Below are 17,185 nucleotides of genomic sequence, written 5' to 3'. Positions count from 1 at the left end.
CTGGCGCGGCCCTATGCTTCTTCTCTTGGGCATTCTCTGCGCCGCGTCTTCGGCGGCATTGGCAGGCGAGGCCCTCGTTATCGAGCCGGGCCGCGCCTATCGAAATCTGGCGCGCCATGCCGAAGTCCTGCGCGATGCGACGCAGGGCCTCACCGCGCGTGACATCGTCGACCGCGGCAAGGCGGCGCAGTTTCAACCGGTCGATCTGCCGAGGCTGAATTTCGGCTTCACCGACGACAAGATCTGGTTGCGCTTCCGTCTCGTAAACGGCGGGGCCGATGCGGCCGACCTTCGGCTTGCCTTCAACGTCCGTTTCATGACGACGGTCGAGGCCTATCTGGTCGACGGATCCGGCGTCCGGCCGCTGATGACAAACCGGGAAGAGGAATCCTTTGCGGCACGGCCTGTGCCCCACCGTCATCTCGTGGCGCCGTTCGGGCTCGGCCCCGGGGAGGCCGTGACCCTGCTGGTCGGATATACCTCCGGGGGTGCTACCGCACTGCCGCTCAGCATCGAGACCGAGCTCAGCTGGCTCGATCGGGGGGCGAACGAGACGATCAAGAACACGATCTTCTACACCGCGGCGGCGCTGATGATCTTCTTCAGCCTCGTCTTCACGACCGTGAACCGCTGGCAGGTGCATGTCGCCTACGCCGTTTATTTCGGTTGGGTCACCTTCTACATCATGCACATGGACGGCTACACTTTTCAGTATGTGTGGCCGGAGCACGGGGAATGGAACGCGCTTGCTTCCCTTCCCCTCGGGCTGGGGATGAATCTGTTTGCCGCCATCTTTGCCCGCGTCTTTTTGCAATCCCGGACGCGGCATCCCGGGGTGGACAAGGTGCTGCTCACCGTCATCGGGTTGACCGCTGCGGCGATTGCGCTATCGCCGCTCGACGAGGCCGTGCCGCTCAAGAAATACGCGTTTCCCTACACGCTGCTCTGCTCGCTGGTCTTCCTCGGCTGCGCCGTGGGGGCGGCGCGGACGGGCCTCCCCGGTTCGCGCTTTTTCGTACTCGGCTGGATCGGCATCGTCTCCTCGGCGGTGCTCGCAAATTGGGCCCATTGGTTCGTCGCCCCCATCGCCGTCAATGCGAGCTTCGACGTGATGCGCGCCGGCATCTTGATCGAAGCAGCGATGCTCGCTCTCGCCATCATGGACCAGCTCAACCAGGTCAGGCGCCAGCGCGACGGCGCCATGCGCCGCGAGATGCGGGCCTACGAAGGGAAGCTGGCGGCAGAGCGCATGCAGTTCGAGGCGCTGGCACTGGCCGATGCGCGCGGCCAGCGGCTCGCAGCCGCAAGCCACGACTTGAAGCAACCATTGATGTCGCTGCGGTTGCAGTTGCAGCGCTCGATCGCCGACCAGCAGACCAGCGTCGCCCAGAGTATTCGACAGACGCTCGGCTATCTCGACGATCTTGTGCGTCAATATCTGGAGGAGACCGCCGACCGGAAGTCCGCCCCGCTCGCGCGGCAAGACGGATGGAGGAACTCGCACGAGGAAGGCATTCCGATCTCGTTGGTAATCGACAGCGTGAGAGACATGTTCGCGGCTGAGGCCCAGACGAAAGGCGTTACCGTGGTCGCCGTACCGTGCTCTGCTCAGGTCGCTGTCGTGCCGATGGTGGCGATGCGCATCCTCAGCAATTTCGTCGCCAACGCCGTCAAGTACGCGCGACAAGAGCGCGTATTGATTGGATGTCGCCGCAACGGCACCCGAATCAGGGTCGAGGTGCACGATCAGGGCCCGGGCATCGAGCCGGATCGTCTTCGCCGGCTGCTCACCGGTCGCGCACAACCAGGAGACGTAACGCCCGGGGGCAACGGACTCGGCATCGGCATTGCCTGCGAGCTTTCTGCCGATCACGGGATCGAGCTGACCGCCCGCTCGAGGCCCGGCATCGGCTCGGTCTTCGCCATTTGCCTGCCAATGGTGGCTGAGCCGCCCCACGTCCCGGCAACTCCCCTACCGCCTGGGTCCGTCCTCACGGCCTGAATTGGGTCTGGCAGATGATTTGCATGCTTGCCGCGCACCGGATGGGACGGCAACGTGAGCGTCCCGGTCATTCCACGAGGGGAGCCAATCCAATGACGCGTCGTCTCGCGGCCCTGGCAGCCGCTGCACTGCTTTTCGCCGGCCCGGCCTGGGCCCAATCGCAACCGCCGCTCCGCACCGGAGTCGATGGCACCTTCGCGCCGCACGCGATGCCCAAGCTCGGCGGCGGCGTGGAAGGCTTCCAGATCGACCTGTTCACCGAGGTGGCGCGCCGCATGAAGCGCGAGATCACCATCGACAGCACCAGCTTCTCGGGCCTCATTCCCGGCATGCAGGCCGGCCGCTACGACTTCATCGCGGCCCCGACCACGGTGACCAAGGAGCGGGCGGAGAACATGCTGTTCACCGCCGGCTACATCTGGACCGCCTTCCAGTTCGGCATCAAGAAGGGCTCGGCGCCGATCAAGGATTGGGCGGACCTCAAGGGGAAGGCGGTTGCCGTCAACAAGGGCACGCCCTACGAGCAGCTCTCCAAGAAGAAGGGCGAGGAGCTCGGCTTCACCGTACAGGTCTACGACACCCAGCCGGACGCCATCCAGGCGGTGCTGTCGGGCCGCGCCTATGCCACGCTCGGCGGCCACACGGTGATCAAATACGCCGCCAGCAAGAACCCGCAATTCGTCGCCGACAAGGAGCTGACCGAGACGCGCGCCCATTGGGCGGCGCCGGTGCGCAAGGACAATGTCGCGCTGCGCAACCAGCTGCAGGACGCGCTCGACTGCATGAAGAAGGACGGCACCATCGCCAAGTTGTCGGAGAAGTGGTTCGGCGCGCCGCCGCCGGCGGATGGGCTGGAGCGCGTCATCACGCCGGGCTATGGCGTGCCCGGCATGCCGGGCTACGACCCGACCCCGCACGAGCTGAAGTGCAACTGATCGGCGGGTGATGTCCTCGAAGCCGATCGTCGAGGCGCGGGGCATCCACAAGCATTTCGGCGCCGTTCACGTGTTGAAGGGCGTCGATCTGCGGGTGGCCGAGCGCGAGCTCGTCTTCATCATCGGTCCCTCGGGCTCCGGCAAGTCGACCCTGCTCCGCTGCCTCAACCGGCTGGAGGCGCCCTCCTCCGGCAGCGTCGTGGTGGACGGGATCGACATGCTGGACCCGAAGACCGACATCAACCATGCGCGCCAGCGCATCGGCATGGTGTTCCAGTCGTTCAACCTCTATCCGCACATGACGGCGCTCGGCAATGTCACGCTGGCGTTGCGCAAGGTGGCGGGCAAGTCGCGCACCGAGGCGGAGGCGATCGGCCGCGCGGCGCTCGACCGCGTCGGCCTCGCCGACCGCGCGGAGCATACGCCCGGCCAGCTCTCGGGCGGCCAGCAGCAGCGCGTCGCCATCGCCCGCGCGATCGCGCTGGAGCCGCGCGTCATGCTGTTCGACGAGCCGACCAGCGCGCTCGACCCCGAACTGGTCGGCAGCGTGCTGGAAGTCATGCGCAGCTTGCGCGAAAGCGGCATGACCATGGTGGTGGTCAGCCACGAGATGGGCTTCGCGCGTGCCGCAGCGGATCGCGTGGTCTTCATGGATCACGGCCAGATCGTCGAGCAGGGCGCGCCGGCCGAGATCTTCGAGGCGCCGAAGGAGGAGCGAACCCGCGCCTTCATCGGCCAGATCCAGCGACATTGATGCGGGCAGCGGCAGCAGGACCGCGTAAGCCCTCTCCCTGGGGGAGAGGGTGGCCGCGAAGCGGCCGGGTGAGGGGCACCCTCTCCGCCCGCGCGCACGCTGCCGCAGCCGACGCAACGCCGAAGCGGCACCCCTCATCCGCCCCTCCGGGGCACCTTCTCCCCCCGGGAGAAGGAGAAGTTTCCGCATGACCAACTGGGAGCGGTTCCTCGACACCTTCTTCAACGGCAAGGTGCTGGCGCGGTACTGGCCGGACATCGCCTACGGCGCGCTCATCACCATCGAGCTTGCCTTGCTCGTCGTGGTCACCGGCATCGGCGCCGGACTCGCGCTCGCGCTGCTGCGCAGCGTCGGCATCCGGCCGGTGAACTGGGCGATCGTGTTCGTGGTCGACCTGTTCCGCGCGCTGCCGCCGCTCGTCATCATCGTGCTGATCTATTTCGGCCTGCCCAGCATCGATGTCTCGCCCTCGGGCTTCGTCTCCACCTGGCTCGCCCTGGCCTTCGTGCTGATGGCCTTCTCGGAGGAGATCTTCTGGGCCGGCATCACCGCGGTCGCCAAGGGCCAGTGGGAAGCGGCACGCTCCACCGGCCTGACCTTCGGCCAGACCCTGATCAACGTGGTGCTGCCGCAGGCGATCCGCCTGACCATCCCGCCGCTGACCAACCGCACCATCGCCATCACCAAGGGCACGGCGCTGGGCTCGGTCGTCGCGGTGACCGAGATCCTGGGTCAGGCCTCCTCGGCCGTGTCCAACAGCTACAACCCCTCGCCGCTGATGCTCGGCGCCGCCGCCTACATCATCATGTTCCTGCCCGTCGTCGTGCTCGGCCGCTGGGTCGAGACGCGCTTCGCCTGGAAGCGGTGAGGCGCCGATGATCGAGACCTTCCTCAATCCTGCGATCATCGCCGCCGCCTGGCCGATCCTGCTCGCCGGCCTGTGGAACACCATCCTGCTGTCGCTGGTCGTGGTGCCGCTCGGCCTCGCCGGCGGCACTGTGCTGGCACTGCTCGCCGGCGTGCGCCACCCGCTGGTGCGCTGGCCCTTGATGGCCTGGGTCGACTTCTTCCGCGCCTTCCCGCCGCTCGTGCTGCTGATCTTCCTCTATGCCGGCCTCCCGTTCGCCGGGATCGAGCTCGGCGGCTTCGGCTGCGTCGCCATCGCCTTCTTCCTCAATACCGGCGCCTATTACGGCGAGATCCTGCGCGCCGGCATCGAGAGCGTGCCGGCCGGCCAGAGCGAGGCGGCGCGCTCGACCGGGCTCTCGCGCCTGCAGACCGAGCTCTACATCGTGCTGCCGCAGGCGGTGCGGAACGTCCTGCCGGATCTGATGTCGAATACGCTGGAGGTGGTGAAGCTCACCTCGCTCGGCAGTGTCGTCGCCATGCCGGAGCTGCTGTTCCAGGCCCGGCAGGCGCAAAGCCTGACCTACAACCCGACGCCGATCGTGCTGGCGGCAATCGTCTATTTTCTGCTGCTCTGGCCGCTGGTGCGGCTCTTGAGCCGGCTGGAGAACCGCAGCCTTGCGACACGAGGGTAAGCAGGCAGGTTTTCCTCGCATTCGTCTTGCCCGGGCTTGACCCCGGCATCCACGGCTCTCCGCGGCACTGCCCATTGGCGTGAATGGCCGGGTCAAGCCCGGCCACGACGTCTGCAGCGCTAAACCTTGAAGCGCGGGTCGAGATAGTCGCGCAGGCTGTCGCCGAACAGGTTGAAGGCGAAGACCGCGAGGCTGATGGCGACCCCGGGAAACAGGATCATCCATGGCGCCTGGCGGTAGAAATCGGCTGCGTTTCCGGACAGCATCAGGCCCCAGGCCGCGGTCGGCTCCTGCACGCCGAGGCCGAGGAAGGACAGCGAGGCCTCGGCCAGGATCGCCTGGGCGATGAATGCGGTCAGCATGATCAGATAGGGCGCCACCACGTTCGGCGCCATGTGGCGGAAGATGATGCGCGTATGGCTGTAGCCCGCGGCCCGCGCGGCGTCGACATAGGGCATGACGCGCACCGACAGCGCCGCGGCCCGCACCACGCGGGCGACGCGGGGCACGATCGGGATGGCGATCGCCAGGATCAGGTTGACGTCGATCCCAGCCACGGCGAACCGTCCGAATGCCGCCACCACCACCAGCGCCAGTACGATGATCGGGAAGGCGAGCAGGATATCGACCACGCGCTGGATCCAGTTGTCGATGCGGCCGCCGAAATAGGCCGACGCGACACCTAGGATGGCGCCGAGCGTCGAGCCGACGAACGACGAGGTGAAGCCGATGACCAGCGCCGTGCGCGCGCCGTAGATCAGCCGCGAGCAGATGTCGCGGCCATAGGCATCGGTGCCGCACCAGTGCTCCAGCGACGGCGCCCCCAGCAGCTGCACGAAATCGATCGCCAGCGGGTCGTAAGGCGCCACCCATTCGCAGAAGATGCCGGCCGTCATCATCACGCAGATGATGACGAAGCTGATGGCGCCGAGCGGCTGGCGACGGGCGAATTCCATCGCGGCGTTCGGAACACGCGGCGCGGCTTCGGCGGGGGCTGCGATCGTCATCGCCTCACTCGTAGCGGATGCGCGGGTCGAACACCGCATAGAGCAGGTCGATCCCCAGATTGACCAGCACGTAGAAGCCGGCGATCAGCATCACCATGCCCTGGATCAGGGTGAAGTCGTTGCGCGCCACGCTCTGCACGAAGAGCTGGCCGATGCCGTTCAGGTTGAACACCTGCTCGGTCACCACCAAACCGCCGATCAGGAAGGTGAACTCGAGGCCGATCACGGTGATCGCCGGCAGCAGCGCGTTGCGCAGCGCGTGGCGCGAGATGACGAGGCGCTCGAACACGCCCTTGGCGCGGGCGGTGCGGATATAGTCCTCGTTCAGCACTTCCAGCAGCGAGGAGCGGATCATGCGCGCCGCCACGGCGCAGTAGCGGTAGCCGACGGCGAGCGCCGGCCAGATCAGCTGCGTCAGGTTGGCGATCGGATCTTCGTAGATCGAGGTGAAGGTGATCGGCGGCAGCCAGTTGAACAGCGCCAGCAGGCTCAACATGATGATCATGCCGAACCAGAAGGACGGGATCGAGATCCCCCCGATGGTCATGATGCGCATCAGATAGTCGATCCAGGTATCGCGGAACAAGGCCGCCAGCGTGCCGAGCGGCACCGCGATCAGCACGGCGAAGATGGTGGCGAGGATGGCGACTTCGAGCGACAGCTCGAGCCTGAGCGCCATCTCCTCCACCACCGGCCGTTCGGTCCACATCGAGATGCCGAGATCGAGCGTCGCCACGCCGACCATCCAGCCGACGAACTGCTCGTGCCAGGGCTTGTCGAGTCCGAGGCGCTTGCGCTCCGCCTCGATCGTCTCCTGGGTGACGGAGCCGCCATCGCCCCGGAGCTTCACCTCGACGATGTCGCCCGGCACCACGCGCAGCATGAAGAAGATTAGTACCGCGACCCCAAGCAAGGTCGGGATCATCAGGAGGATGCGGTTGACGGTGTAGCGGAGCATCGGCGATGCGGCCGCCGCCGGTCGAGGTCCGGCGGCGGTCGCCCTTTCCCTACTGGTTCAGCCAGACCTCGGCCAGGTCCTGGCCGAGATTGTGGCTGGGCGACATCTCCCATCCCATGACGACCTTGTGGGTCGGCACGATGCGGTGCCACCAGAGCAGCGGTTGCTGGTAGGCCTGCTCGAACAGCCGCTTCTCGAAGGCGCGGATCAGCGCCTTGCGCTTCGCCGGGTCGCGCTCGCGCATGTGGTCGTCATAGAGCTTGTCGAGCTCCGCATCCTTGGAGCGCGAGCGGTTCTCCGGCGCCCGCGTGACCGAGAGATACTTGGCAAGGCCGAGGCTCGAATCGTCCATGAACAGGTTGGAGAAATCGATCGCCACCTCGTGGTTGCCGGCATTCATGGTCGCGAGATAGGTGCCGGTATCGGATTGCTTGTGCTCCACCGTCACCCCGATCTGCCGCCACTGGTCGATCAGGAACACGCCGGCCGGCGTGTACGGCATTGCGAGGTTGCGGTTCCACAAGGTGAACTTGAGGTCGGGCACGCCGGCCTCCTTGAGCAGCCGCTTGGCCTCCTCGCGCGACTTCTTGATGTCCTTGGAGAAGCCGGGGAGCTTGACCAGTTCCGCTTCCGGCGTCGCAAACGGCGAGCCCGGCCGGATCACGCCGCCGACCGAGCGGAGCGTCGAGATCTTCGAGAGGCCCTGGCTGCCGCCCCAGCGGTCGATCGCCATCAGCAGCGCCTTGCGGACGCGCACGTCGTCGAACGGCTTCTTCTCTGTGTTGAAGGCGATCAAGAGGTTGAGCGTCCAGCTCTGCTCCTCGATGCGGATCTTGTCGCCCATGGCGGCGACCAGCCGGTCGCGCTCCGCCGGCGAGATGCCGCGGAACTCGGCCAGCACCTGCCCGCCCTGCAGCGCGTTCAGCATCGCCGCCGCCTGCAGGGTGAAAATGCCCTTGTAGTCGTCGAGATAGGGCAGGCCCTTCTTGAAGTAGCCCGTGTTGCGCTTGCCCGAGACGTGGCTGCCCTTCACGTGCTCGACGAAGGTGAACGGCCCGGTGCCGTTGATCTTGGTGCGCGGTATCGCCGGATTGGCCGCCAGGTCCTTCGCCGCGTAGATGCAGTTCCAGGGCGAGGCGAAATGCTCCAGCATCGCCGCGTTCACCGCCTTCATCTTGAACACGACGGTCAGCGGATCCGGCGTCTCGATCGTGCCGATATCGGCGAAGGTCGCCTTGCGGGTCGAGACCACGCCCTGCGGCGGGTTGCGCAGGCGGTCGTAGGTGGCCTTGACGTCCTCCGAGGTGAGCGCCGTGCCGTCGTGGAACTTGACGCCCTCCTGCAGCTTGAAGGTATAGCTCATCAGGTCCGGCGCCACGGTCCAGGATTTCGCCAGATCGCCCTCGACCTCGGGGAACTTCGCGAGATTGAAGCGGAGCAAGGTCGAATAGAACGGCGACGAGAAGTGGAGCGTCGCGTAGGTGTCGCTCGCGTGGCAGTCGTAATGCGCCGTCTCGGCGCTGATCGCGAAGTTGAGCGTGCCACCCTTCTTCGGCGTTTGAGCTACCGCTCCGCCCGCCCCGAAGGCGAGCGCCGACCCAAGCAGGGTCAGGGCCATCCATGTCGATCTCATTGCAGCCTCCTCCTCTGTTATCAGACCTTGATACACGCGGCGAAATGTCCGGGTCGCTTCTCTTCCAGCGGCGGCACCGTCGCCCGGCATTCCGCGCTCGCCATCGGGCAGCGCGTGTTGAAGACACAGCCCGTGGGCGGCGCCGCATGGCTCGGCAGCTCGCCCTGGATAAGCCGCGGGGCGCGCGCCTTCTCGATCGTAGGGTCCGGCACCGGCGCCGCGTCCAGCAGGACCTTGGTATAGGGGTGCAGCGCATCGGCGTAGATCGCGTCGCGGTCCGCGACCTCCATCACGCGGCCGAAATACATGACGACGACGCGCATGGAGATGTGTCGCACCACGGCAAGGTCGTGCGCGATGAAGAGATAGGCCAGGCCGAGGCGGCGCTGCAGATCCTCCAGCAGGTTGATGATCTGGCCCTGGATCGACACGTCGAGCGCCGAGACCGCCTCGTCGCAGACGATGAAGGAGGGTTCCAGCGCCAGCGCCCGGGCGATGCCGACGCGCTGGCGCTGGCCGCCGGAGAGCTGGTGCGGATAGCGCTCGCCAAGCTCCGGCCGAAGTCCAACCTGGCTGAGCAGTTCGGCGACGCGCGCTTGCGCCGCTTTGGCATCGGGGCTGAGCTTGTAGACATGCAGCGGCTCGCCGACGATCTGGCCCACCGTCATGCGCGGGTTCAGCGAGGAATAGGGATCCTGGAAGATCACCTGGATCTTGCGCCGGATCGCCTGCAGCTCGGCGGCCGAGGCGGTCAGCATGTCGGCGCCGGCGAAACTGATCTCGCCGCCCGTCGGCTGTTCCAGGCGCAGGATCAGCCGCCCGACCGTGGTCTTGCCGCAGCCGCTTTCGCCGACCAGGCCGAGCGTCTCGCCCGGCGCGATATCGAAGCTGACATCCTCCACCGCCCGCACCACGCGGCCGCCGCTGGACCCGAAACGGCCCCTGACCGGAAAATGCTTGGTGAGGTGGCGCACCGAGAGCAGCGCGCCACCGTCGCGCGCGGTCTGCGCTGTGCCCGCGACGCCGCTGCCGGCCCAGGTGATCCGGCCCTCGGCGATCTCCGCCACGCGGTGGCAGCGCGCCTGCGCGCCGGTATCCGTCGGCAGCAGCTCAGGCTCCTCGGCGCAGGCCTCGATGCGGAACGGGCAGCGTGGGCCGAAGCGGCAGCCCGGCGGCGCATTGGCGAGGTTGGGCACCAGGCCTTCGATGGTCTCCAGCCGCGCGCCGCGAGGATGGTCGAGCCTCGGCACCGAGTGCAGCAGGCCCATGGAATAGGGATGCCGCGGGCGGTGGAACACCGCTTCCGCCGCGCCTTCCTCCACCATGCGTGCGGCATACATGACGATGACGCGATCGGCATAGCGCGCCACCACGCCGAGATTGTGGGTGATGACGATCAGCGCGATGTCGAGCTTGCGCGACAGCTCCTTCATCAGCTCCAGGATCTGCGCCTGGATGGTGACGTCGAGCGCCGTGGTCGGCTCGTCGGCGATGATCAGCTTGGGATTGCAGGCCAGCCCGATGGCGATCATCACCCGCTGGCGCATGCCGCCGGAGAATTGGTGCGGGTACTGGTCCAGCCGGCTCTCGGCATCCGGAATGCCGACCAGCTGCAGCAGCTCCACCGCCCGCGCCCGCGCCGCCTCGTCCGACATGCCGAGATGGATGGTCAGCGGCTCGGTGATCTGCAACCCGACGGTGAGCAGCGGGTTGAGCGAGGTCATCGGCTCCTGGAAGATCATCGAGATGTCGCGGCCGCGGATCTGGCGCATCGCCTCGTCGTCGAGGTCGAGCAGACTCTTGCCGTCGAACAGGATGCGGCCCCGCGTGCGGCCGGTGAGCCGCGGCAGCAGCCGCATGACGGCGAGCGCAGAGACTGACTTGCCGGAGCCGCTCTCGCCGACGATGGCGACCACCTCGCCGCGACGGACCTGGAAGCTCAGCCCCTCGACCGCGCGCACGATGCCGCGCGACGTCTCGAAATGGACGTGCAGATCCGCGACATCGAGCAGGCATGCCGATGCCGTCTGAGGCCTCAACCCGGCTTCCGAAACCGCTTCCACCCGAACCCAGACGTGTCGATTGTTTTGTCTCCCGGCAAACTGTAACCGAGACGGCGCCGAACGGTCATGCCGAATCTGTGATCGGCGGGCGTATCGGCTAACCCTTCGCCAGTTCCGGGAAATCGTCCTCGCGATACTCCCCGGCGCTGCGCTCCCGCCGCTTCTGCTCCGCCTCGCGCAGCTCGACCCGCCGGATCTTGCCGGAGATCGTCTTCGGCAGTTCGCCGAACTCGATCCGCCGGATGCGCTTGTAGGGTGCCAGTCGCTCCCGCAAGTGCTGGAAGATCGAGAGCGCTGTCTCCGGCGAGCCGTTCGCCCCGGCGGCAAGCGAGATATAGGCCTTCGGCACGGCGAGACGGATCGGGTCCGGCGCCGGCACCACGGCGGCCTCGGCCACGGCGGGATGCTCGATCAGCACGCTTTCGAGCTCGAAGGGCGAGATGCGATAGTCGGACGCCTTGAACACGTCGTCGGCGCGGCCGACATAGGTGAGATACCCCTCTGCGTCTCGGCTGGCGACATCGCCGGTGCGATAGTGCCGGCCTTCGATCGGCTGGATGGTGCCGTCGTCCTGCTGATAGCCGCGCATCAGGCCCGCCGGGCGATCGGCGAGTGGCAGGCAGATCTCGCCCTCCTCCGCCTCGTTGCCGGAGGTATCGAGCAGCACGACCCGATAGCCCGGCATCGGCCGCCCCATCGAGCCGGGCTTCACCTTCTGCCCGGGCGGGTTGGCGACCTGCAGGGTCGTCTCGGTCTGGCCATAGCCGTCGCGGATGGTGATGCCCCAGGCGGCCTTCACCTGGTCGATCACTTCCGGGTTGAGCGGCTCGCCCGCGCTGCAGATCTCGCGCAGAGCCACGGGGAACGACTTCATGTCCTCCTGGATCACCATGCGCCAGACCGTCGGCGGCGCGCAGATCGAGGTCACCTTGTGCGCCACCAGGCTGTCCAGCAGGGCGCGCGCGTTGAAGCGCGGCTGGTTGGCGATGAAGATCGTCGCGCTCGCCATCCACGGCGCGAAGAAGCAGGACCAGGCATGCTTGGCCCAGCCCGGCGAGGAGATGTTCAGATGCACGTCGCCCGGCATCAGGCCCAGCCAGTAGACCGTCGTCAGGTGTCCGGTGGCATAGGATCTGTGGCTGTGCAGCACGAGCTTCGGCTTCGACGTCGTGCCCGAGGTGAAGTAGAGCAGCAGCGGATCGTCCGCATCGGTCGGTCCGTCGGGCGTGAAACTCGCCGGCTCGGCGAGGAAGGAGGCGTAGTCGATCGTGCCGGCCGGCGCGCCGCCCACGGCGATGCGAGGCACCTTCGCGTCGAGCATGGTGAGACGGGCCGCATCCTCGGCCGCCGTGACGACGAAGCGCACACGGGCGCGGGCGACGCGCTCGGCCAGGTCGGCGGGCGTCAGCAGCGTTGTCGCCGGCACCACGACAGCGCCGAGCTTCATCGCCGCCAGCATGACCTCCCAGAGCGGCGCGACATTGCCGAGCATGAGCAGGATGCGGTCGCCGCGCCTGGCGCCGAGCTTGCGGAGACCGTTGGCAACCCGGTTCGACCGTTCCGAGAGCTCGCCGAAGCTGAGCTTCGCCTCGCCCGCGCCGGTGATCCAGAGCGCGGTGCGCCCGGCGTTGTCGCCGCGGGCGAGCTCGGCGTCGAACCAGTCCAGCGCCCAGTTGAACTTGTCGAGCTTGGGCCAGCGGAAATCGCGATAGGCGGCGGCATAGTCGCTGCGCTGAGCAACCATGAAGTCGCGCGCGGCGCGCAGGACCTCGGTCGTCATCGCTCCCTCCCGTCTCGGCCATTGGCCGTCGTCCGAAGCGACAACGGCGCAAAACCCTAACTGTCGCCTTGCTTCCTAGCAACGATGCCCGACCGGGTTGCGCCGGCTATGCTGCATGGGCCGCATAGCGATCGGCGGGACAGGATCGGAGCGCATGGCGGAGCCACAGCACATCGTCGTCATCGGCGCCGGCATCGTCGGCGCGTCGATCGCCTGGCATCTCGCCGCCGCCGGGGCACGCGTCACCGTGGTGGAGGCAGGCGAGCCGGGCGGCGTGGCCACGCCCTGCTCCTTCGCCTGGATCAATGCGAGCTTCGGCAACCCGGAGCCCTATTTCCGCCTGCGCCTGCGGTCGATGGCGGAGTGGCGGCGGCTCGCCGACGCCGTGCCCGGCATACCGCTCGCCTGGTGCGGCGGATTGAAATGGGACTTCGCGGCCAGCGAGCGCGCGGCCTTTCTGCGCCAGCATCTGGCCTGGGGCTATGGCGTGCGTGCGGTCGACCGCGCCGAGGCGGCCCGGCTCGAACCCGCCCTTGCCGAACCGCCGGATACCGCGGTGCATGTCGCCGAGGAGGGCGTGGCCGAGCCGCGCGCGACAGCCCTGGCGCTGCTCGAAGATGCGGTACAGCGCGGAGCGAAGCTGCTCGTCCGCGCGCCCGTCCGGAGGATCGCGACGGTGGGCGGCCGGGTCACCGGCATCGCGACGGCCGACAACACGATAGCGGCCGATCACGTGGTGCTCGCCGCCGGCACCGGCAGCCCGGCGCTGGCCGCCGGCATCGGCCTTGATCTGCCTTTGCTCACATCGCCCGGCCTGATCGCTCATTCCCGGCCGATCCGGCGGCGGCTCCTGCGCGGCCTCGTCATGGCGCCGGGCCTGCACATGCGCCAGACGGCGGAGGGTCGCGTCATCGCTGCGGCCGAGTTCGGCGGTAGCGATCCGGGCCCCGATCCCGGCGCTGTCGCCGCCGCGGTGCTGGCCAAGGCCGCCTCGCTGCTGCGCGACGCGAGCGGCCTTGCACTTGATTTCCACACCGTCGGCTGGCGGCCGCTGCCGGCCGACCGCTTTCCCGTCGTGGGCGTGCCGGCGAGCGCGCCCGGCCTCTACCTCGCCGTCATGCATTCCGGCATCACCCTGGCACCGGCCGTCGGCCGCTTCGCCGCCGCGGAGCTGCTCACCGGCCATCGCGATCCCTTGCTTGCCCCCTATGGATGGCCGCGCCCGGACTGAGCGCCGACTGGAACCAAGCGGCGACCGTCCGGTTTGCTTGGCAGAACCATGTAGATAGGGCGACCATGCTGCCAGGAACCGAGGACCGGGTGCCGTTGCATACGGCGCCCGCCATCAATCGCCGGATCCGCCGGGAGATGGAACGCACGATTGCCTATTACGCCCAGCACCCTGAGGACATCGACCTGCGGCTGCGGGAGCTGGACCACGAGTGGGACATAGAGCGCGCGCTGCAGGCGAACGCGGCTGGTCTCGCCCTCGCCGGTACCGTGCTGGGCGTGGGCCTTAGCCGTCGTTGGCTGGTCCTGCCGGTGCTGGTCACCGGATTTCTGCTTCAGCATGCGAGCCAGGGCTGGTGTCCGCCGCTGCCGCTGCTGCGGCGCCTCGGCTTCCGCACCGCGGGCGAGATCGCGGAGGAGCGCTACGCCCTGAAGGCTCTGCGCGGCGATTTCGGTGCCGTCGCATCGGGCGGCGAGACCGGGGGCGAGCGCGCGGCGAATGCCCTGGACGCGGTGCGCGCCTAGCCGGATTCAGATGCTCGAGCGCCCGACAGGACTGGCCGCGGCCTACTTATTGGCGAAGACCGCGGTTACGGATTGGATCGAGGACCGCGCCACCAGCCGGGGCGCCGCCATCGCCTATTACACGACCTTCTCGCTGGCCCCGCTCCTGCTCCTGGTGATCTCGATCGCCGGGCTGGTCTGGGGCCAGGAAGCCACCCAGGGCGCGGTGGTGGAGCAGTTGCGCGCGCTCACCGGCCCGGCCGGCGCACGGGCGGTCGAGGCGATGATCGAAAGCGCGGCCGATCGCGATGCCGGCGTGATTGCGACGGCGGTCAGCATCGGGCTGCTGGTCCTCGGCGCAACGACCGTATTCGCCGAGCTGCAGGACGCGCTGAACCACTTGTGGAACGCGCCGCCGGCGAAGCGATCTGGCCTGTGGTCCTGGCTGCGCACGCGCCTGCTCAGTTTCTCCCTCATCATCGCCTTCGGCTTCATCCTGCTGGTGTCGCTGACGGTGAGCACCTTGATCACCGCGCTGAGCCGGCATCTCGGGAGCGGCATCCTGGAGCTCGGCCTGCTGTTCGAGGCCGCCCATCTCGGTCTGTCGCTGCTGATCACCGCCACGTTGTTCGCCGCGATCTACAAGATCCTGCCGGACGTGCGCATCTCCTGGCGCGATGTCGGCATCGGCGCCGGCATCACCGCAATCCTGTTCCATATCGGCAAATATCTGATCTCGATCTATCTGGGCTTCAGCAATGTCGCGTCGAGCTACGGCGCAGCCGGCGCGTTGGTGATCGTGCTGGTCTGGGTCTACTACTCGACCCAGGTCTTCCTGCTCGGCGCGGAGTTCACCCGCGCCTATGCCTTCACCTATGGCAGCCGGCGGGCCGAAGGCACGGCGCGCCGGCGCGATCCGGCCAAGGAAAGAACGCTGTGACCGGCGCTCAGCCGCGTCCGTCCAGCACGTCGGTCACTTCGTAGAGATGCGGGTCGATCTCGGCGGTCAGCGAATCGAAATGCCCCCATTCCTTGCGGAATTCAGGTGAGTGATGTGCCGCCTTCAGCTGTTCCCGATCCTGCCATTGCACGTAGTTGACGATGCGCCGGCCATCCAGGCTCTTGTGCAGGCTGATCGACAGGAAGCCCGGCTGCCTCGCCATGAAACGGGCTCGCTCCCGCATCACGGCCAGCGCCTCGGCCTGCTTGCCCGGCTCGTGTTCCACCACGGTGATCTGGGTGACCGGCTGTCGGTCGGTTCGGATCTCTGGCATGGTTCGACCTCGCGTCGCGGTCCGATTTGCCGCTGCCCCGCAAACGAAAGCCGTGGAGGGAAGTTCCCGCGCCGGAACCGCGCTGGTCCCAGCGGCGTTTGGTCGGCAGGAGGAGTTGCATATGACCGACAAGCGCAAGAAGGATGAGGCACCGCGCGGCGATCCGGCCAAGGCGCCGCCGGTTGACCTGGACGATCCGGTGGAAGTCGCCTCGGTCGATTCCTTTCCTGCCAGCGACCCGCCCGGCTGGATCACCGAACGGCCGCAGAAAAAGAAGAAAGAGGATTCAGGAAAGGGCTGAGCGGCTTCGCCGGCACCCGTGAAATCGCTCTGGAAGAAAATCCTGCGCATGGCGCGGCGCGTGGTGCTGTGGGGCGAGTATCACATTCCCGCCGGGTTGCGCTCCGTGGCCGGTCTGCTGCTGGTCGGCGGCGGCTTCGTCGGCTTCCTGCCGGTTCTGGGCTTCTGGATGATCCCTGCCGGCCTGGCGCTGATTGCACTCGATATCCCGCCGTTGCGCCACCGCGTGCTGGCTTGGTGCGAGCGCGGCGACGACGATTCGGCGGCTCAATAACCCGCGACCTGGCTCGATTGCGGCGGCGGTTTGGCTGCCGGAAGCACGGCACCGGAATCGCCGGCGACATCGAACCCGGCCGCCAGCAAGGCGGCAAAGGTGACGACCGCGGCACCTTTCAGCGCCGTGTCCCGATGCAGCGGCGGCAGTGCCAACAGCACGCAAAGCGCCATCGGCGCAATCATCATCAGCACGAGATAGACCCGGCTCGCGGTGGCCTGGAGGTCGCCGCCATCGCCGAGCAGCGTCGCGGCCAGAAAGGCGAAAGCAAATCCGTTGATCGTCACGGCAACGCCCAGCCGGGTGCGGGACAACGCCATAGACGCCTCCTTGGCGCGCACCTGGGCCTCCTCCCAGGCACGTCACGGCGAAGTAACACGGTTCTTTCGGAATTGGTTCCCAACGGAGCCGACTTTGCGCCCCGCTTCCGTCGCGACACGGATCGGCGGCCGGCGGCGGACCCCGGTCGCCAAAAAAATTCCAGTGATGTGCCGCGGGTTCTGGAACACCGAGCCCTACCCGCGCATTCGGCAGACGGCCCCGTGCGGCAGCGCAACCGAACGGGGCCAGGAAAGGGGTTCCAATGCAGCAAACCGCCCTCCCACCCCACCTCGACGCCCACCGGACCTGTCTCCTGGCGGGCGCCCTGCTTTTCTTGGCGATGGCGCATGCCGACAACAGCCCCGCACAGGCCCTCTCTCTTGGACTGAAGGAAGCCCAACCGGCGCAGCTCGCGATTGAGATCCGCGGTGGCGGTGGCGGTGGCGGTGGCGGCGGTGCCGGTGGAGCGGGCGCTGGCGGTGCCGGTGGAGCGAGCGGTGCCGGTGGGGCAGGCGCTGGCGGAGGTGCTGGTGCCGGCGGAGCCGCGGGCTCTGCCGCCGGTGGCGCAGGCGCCGCGGCATCCGGCGCCGCAGCCGCAGCCGGCGATGC

Annotated in this window: 17 protein-coding genes and 1 pseudogene; 11 read left to right on the top strand and 7 right to left on the bottom strand. The window is 67.6% G+C overall.

Annotated elements, in window-relative coordinates:
• Positions 1-13: 13 nt before the first annotated feature.
• From DT074_RS21510 to DT074_RS21490, 5 genes are all read left to right on the top strand, one after another.
• Positions 14-2,002, top strand: coding sequence for a sensor histidine kinase (locus DT074_RS21510; RefSeq protein WP_162915084.1), 1,989 nt, complete (start codon positions 14-16; stop codon positions 2,000-2,002).
• A gap of 92 nt (positions 2,003-2,094) precedes the next feature.
• Entirely contained in the window at positions 2,095-2,937 is an 843-nt protein-coding gene (locus DT074_RS21505) for a transporter substrate-binding domain-containing protein (RefSeq protein WP_119421922.1), read from the top strand.
• Positions 2,938-2,947: 10 nt separating this feature from the next.
• Positions 2,948-3,691, top strand: coding sequence for an amino acid ABC transporter ATP-binding protein (locus tag DT074_RS21500; RefSeq protein ID WP_119421921.1), 744 nt, complete (start codon positions 2,948-2,950; stop codon positions 3,689-3,691).
• 187 nt (positions 3,692-3,878) lie between these two features.
• Positions 3,879-4,559: an amino acid ABC transporter permease gene (locus DT074_RS21495; RefSeq protein WP_119421920.1), complete on the top strand. Its 681-nt coding sequence runs from the start codon at positions 3,879-3,881 to the stop codon at positions 4,557-4,559.
• 7 nt (positions 4,560-4,566) lie between these two features.
• Complete coding sequence (locus DT074_RS21490; RefSeq protein WP_119421919.1) at positions 4,567-5,232, top strand: amino acid ABC transporter permease; 666 nt, start codon at positions 4,567-4,569, stop codon at positions 5,230-5,232.
• Positions 5,233-5,351: 119 nt separating this feature from the next.
• Here the strand turns inward: DT074_RS21490 and DT074_RS21485 are convergent, their stop codons facing one another.
• The 5 genes from DT074_RS21485 to DT074_RS21465 form a co-directional block, all read right to left on the bottom strand.
• Positions 5,352-6,239 (bottom strand): ABC transporter permease, encoded by an 888-nt coding sequence (locus DT074_RS21485; protein WP_119421918.1) that lies wholly within the window; start codon positions 6,237-6,239, stop codon positions 5,352-5,354.
• A 4-nt stretch (positions 6,240-6,243) separates the two neighbouring features.
• The gene (locus DT074_RS21480; RefSeq protein WP_119421917.1) at positions 6,244-7,197 is read right to left on the bottom strand and encodes an ABC transporter permease; all 954 of its coding nucleotides are present in this window, start codon (positions 7,195-7,197) and stop codon (positions 6,244-6,246) included.
• Positions 7,198-7,246: 49 nt separating this feature from the next.
• The gene (locus tag DT074_RS21475) at positions 7,247-8,830 is read right to left on the bottom strand and encodes an ABC transporter substrate-binding protein (protein WP_119421916.1); all 1,584 of its coding nucleotides are present in this window, start codon (positions 8,828-8,830) and stop codon (positions 7,247-7,249) included.
• Positions 8,831-8,850: 20 nt separating this feature from the next.
• Complete coding sequence (locus tag DT074_RS21470) at positions 8,851-10,869, bottom strand: ABC transporter ATP-binding protein (RefSeq protein ID WP_368744833.1); 2,019 nt, start codon at positions 10,867-10,869, stop codon at positions 8,851-8,853.
• A gap of 121 nt (positions 10,870-10,990) precedes the next feature.
• Positions 10,991-12,673 carry an AMP-binding protein gene (locus DT074_RS21465; RefSeq protein ID WP_119421914.1) on the bottom strand — a complete coding sequence of 561 codons (1,683 nt, stop codon included), beginning with the start codon at positions 12,671-12,673 and terminating at the stop codon, positions 10,991-10,993.
• Positions 12,674-12,827: 154 nt separating this feature from the next.
• Here DT074_RS21465 and DT074_RS21460 point away from each other — a divergent pair, with 154 nt between their 5' ends.
• From DT074_RS21460 to DT074_RS21450, 3 genes are all read left to right on the top strand, one after another.
• On the top strand, positions 12,828-13,904 hold the full coding sequence (locus DT074_RS21460; protein ID WP_119421913.1) for an NAD(P)/FAD-dependent oxidoreductase: 1,077 nt from the start codon (positions 12,828-12,830) through the stop codon (positions 13,902-13,904).
• Positions 13,905-13,969: 65 nt separating this feature from the next.
• Positions 13,970-14,428: a DUF2892 domain-containing protein gene (locus DT074_RS21455; protein WP_119421952.1), complete on the top strand. Its 459-nt coding sequence runs from the start codon at positions 13,970-13,972 to the stop codon at positions 14,426-14,428.
• Between the two features lie 10 nt (positions 14,429-14,438).
• A complete protein-coding gene (locus DT074_RS21450; RefSeq protein ID WP_119421912.1) occupies positions 14,439-15,347 on the top strand; it encodes a YihY/virulence factor BrkB family protein in 909 nt (302 codons plus the stop codon).
• 7 nt (positions 15,348-15,354) lie between these two features.
• Here the strand turns inward: DT074_RS21450 and DT074_RS28195 are convergent, their stop codons facing one another.
• The gene (locus DT074_RS28195) at positions 15,355-15,681 is read right to left on the bottom strand and encodes an antibiotic biosynthesis monooxygenase family protein (RefSeq protein ID WP_162915083.1); all 327 of its coding nucleotides are present in this window, start codon (positions 15,679-15,681) and stop codon (positions 15,355-15,357) included.
• A gap of 121 nt (positions 15,682-15,802) precedes the next feature.
• Here DT074_RS28195 and DT074_RS28190 point away from each other — a divergent pair, with 121 nt between their 5' ends.
• Both DT074_RS28190 and DT074_RS21440 read left to right on the top strand, forming a co-directional pair.
• Entirely contained in the window at positions 15,803-15,982 is a 180-nt protein-coding gene (locus DT074_RS28190) for a hypothetical protein (RefSeq protein ID WP_162915082.1), read from the top strand.
• A gap of 18 nt (positions 15,983-16,000) precedes the next feature.
• Positions 16,001-16,255: a hypothetical protein gene (locus tag DT074_RS21440; RefSeq protein WP_162915081.1), complete on the top strand. Its 255-nt coding sequence runs from the start codon at positions 16,001-16,003 to the stop codon at positions 16,253-16,255.
• Here DT074_RS21440 and DT074_RS21435 read toward each other — a convergent pair.
• Positions 16,249-16,596: a hypothetical protein gene (locus tag DT074_RS21435; protein WP_162915080.1), complete on the bottom strand. Its 348-nt coding sequence runs from the start codon at positions 16,594-16,596 to the stop codon at positions 16,249-16,251. The genes DT074_RS21440 and DT074_RS21435 overlap by 7 nt on opposite strands.
• A 396-nt stretch (positions 16,597-16,992) precedes the next feature.
• Between DT074_RS21435 and DT074_RS21430 the strand changes: the two are divergent.
• A pseudogene (locus DT074_RS21430) lies at positions 16,993-17,185 on the top strand (hypothetical protein); the annotation flags it as partial.

Source organism: Desertibaculum subflavum, from assembly GCA_003576705.1.
In the GTDB taxonomy this organism is placed as follows: Bacteria; Pseudomonadota; Alphaproteobacteria; order Ferrovibrionales; family Ferrovibrionaceae; genus Desertibaculum; species Desertibaculum subflavum.
Note: the sequence above shows the minus strand (reverse complement) of the source record. Positions and strands in the feature narration are given on the sequence as shown.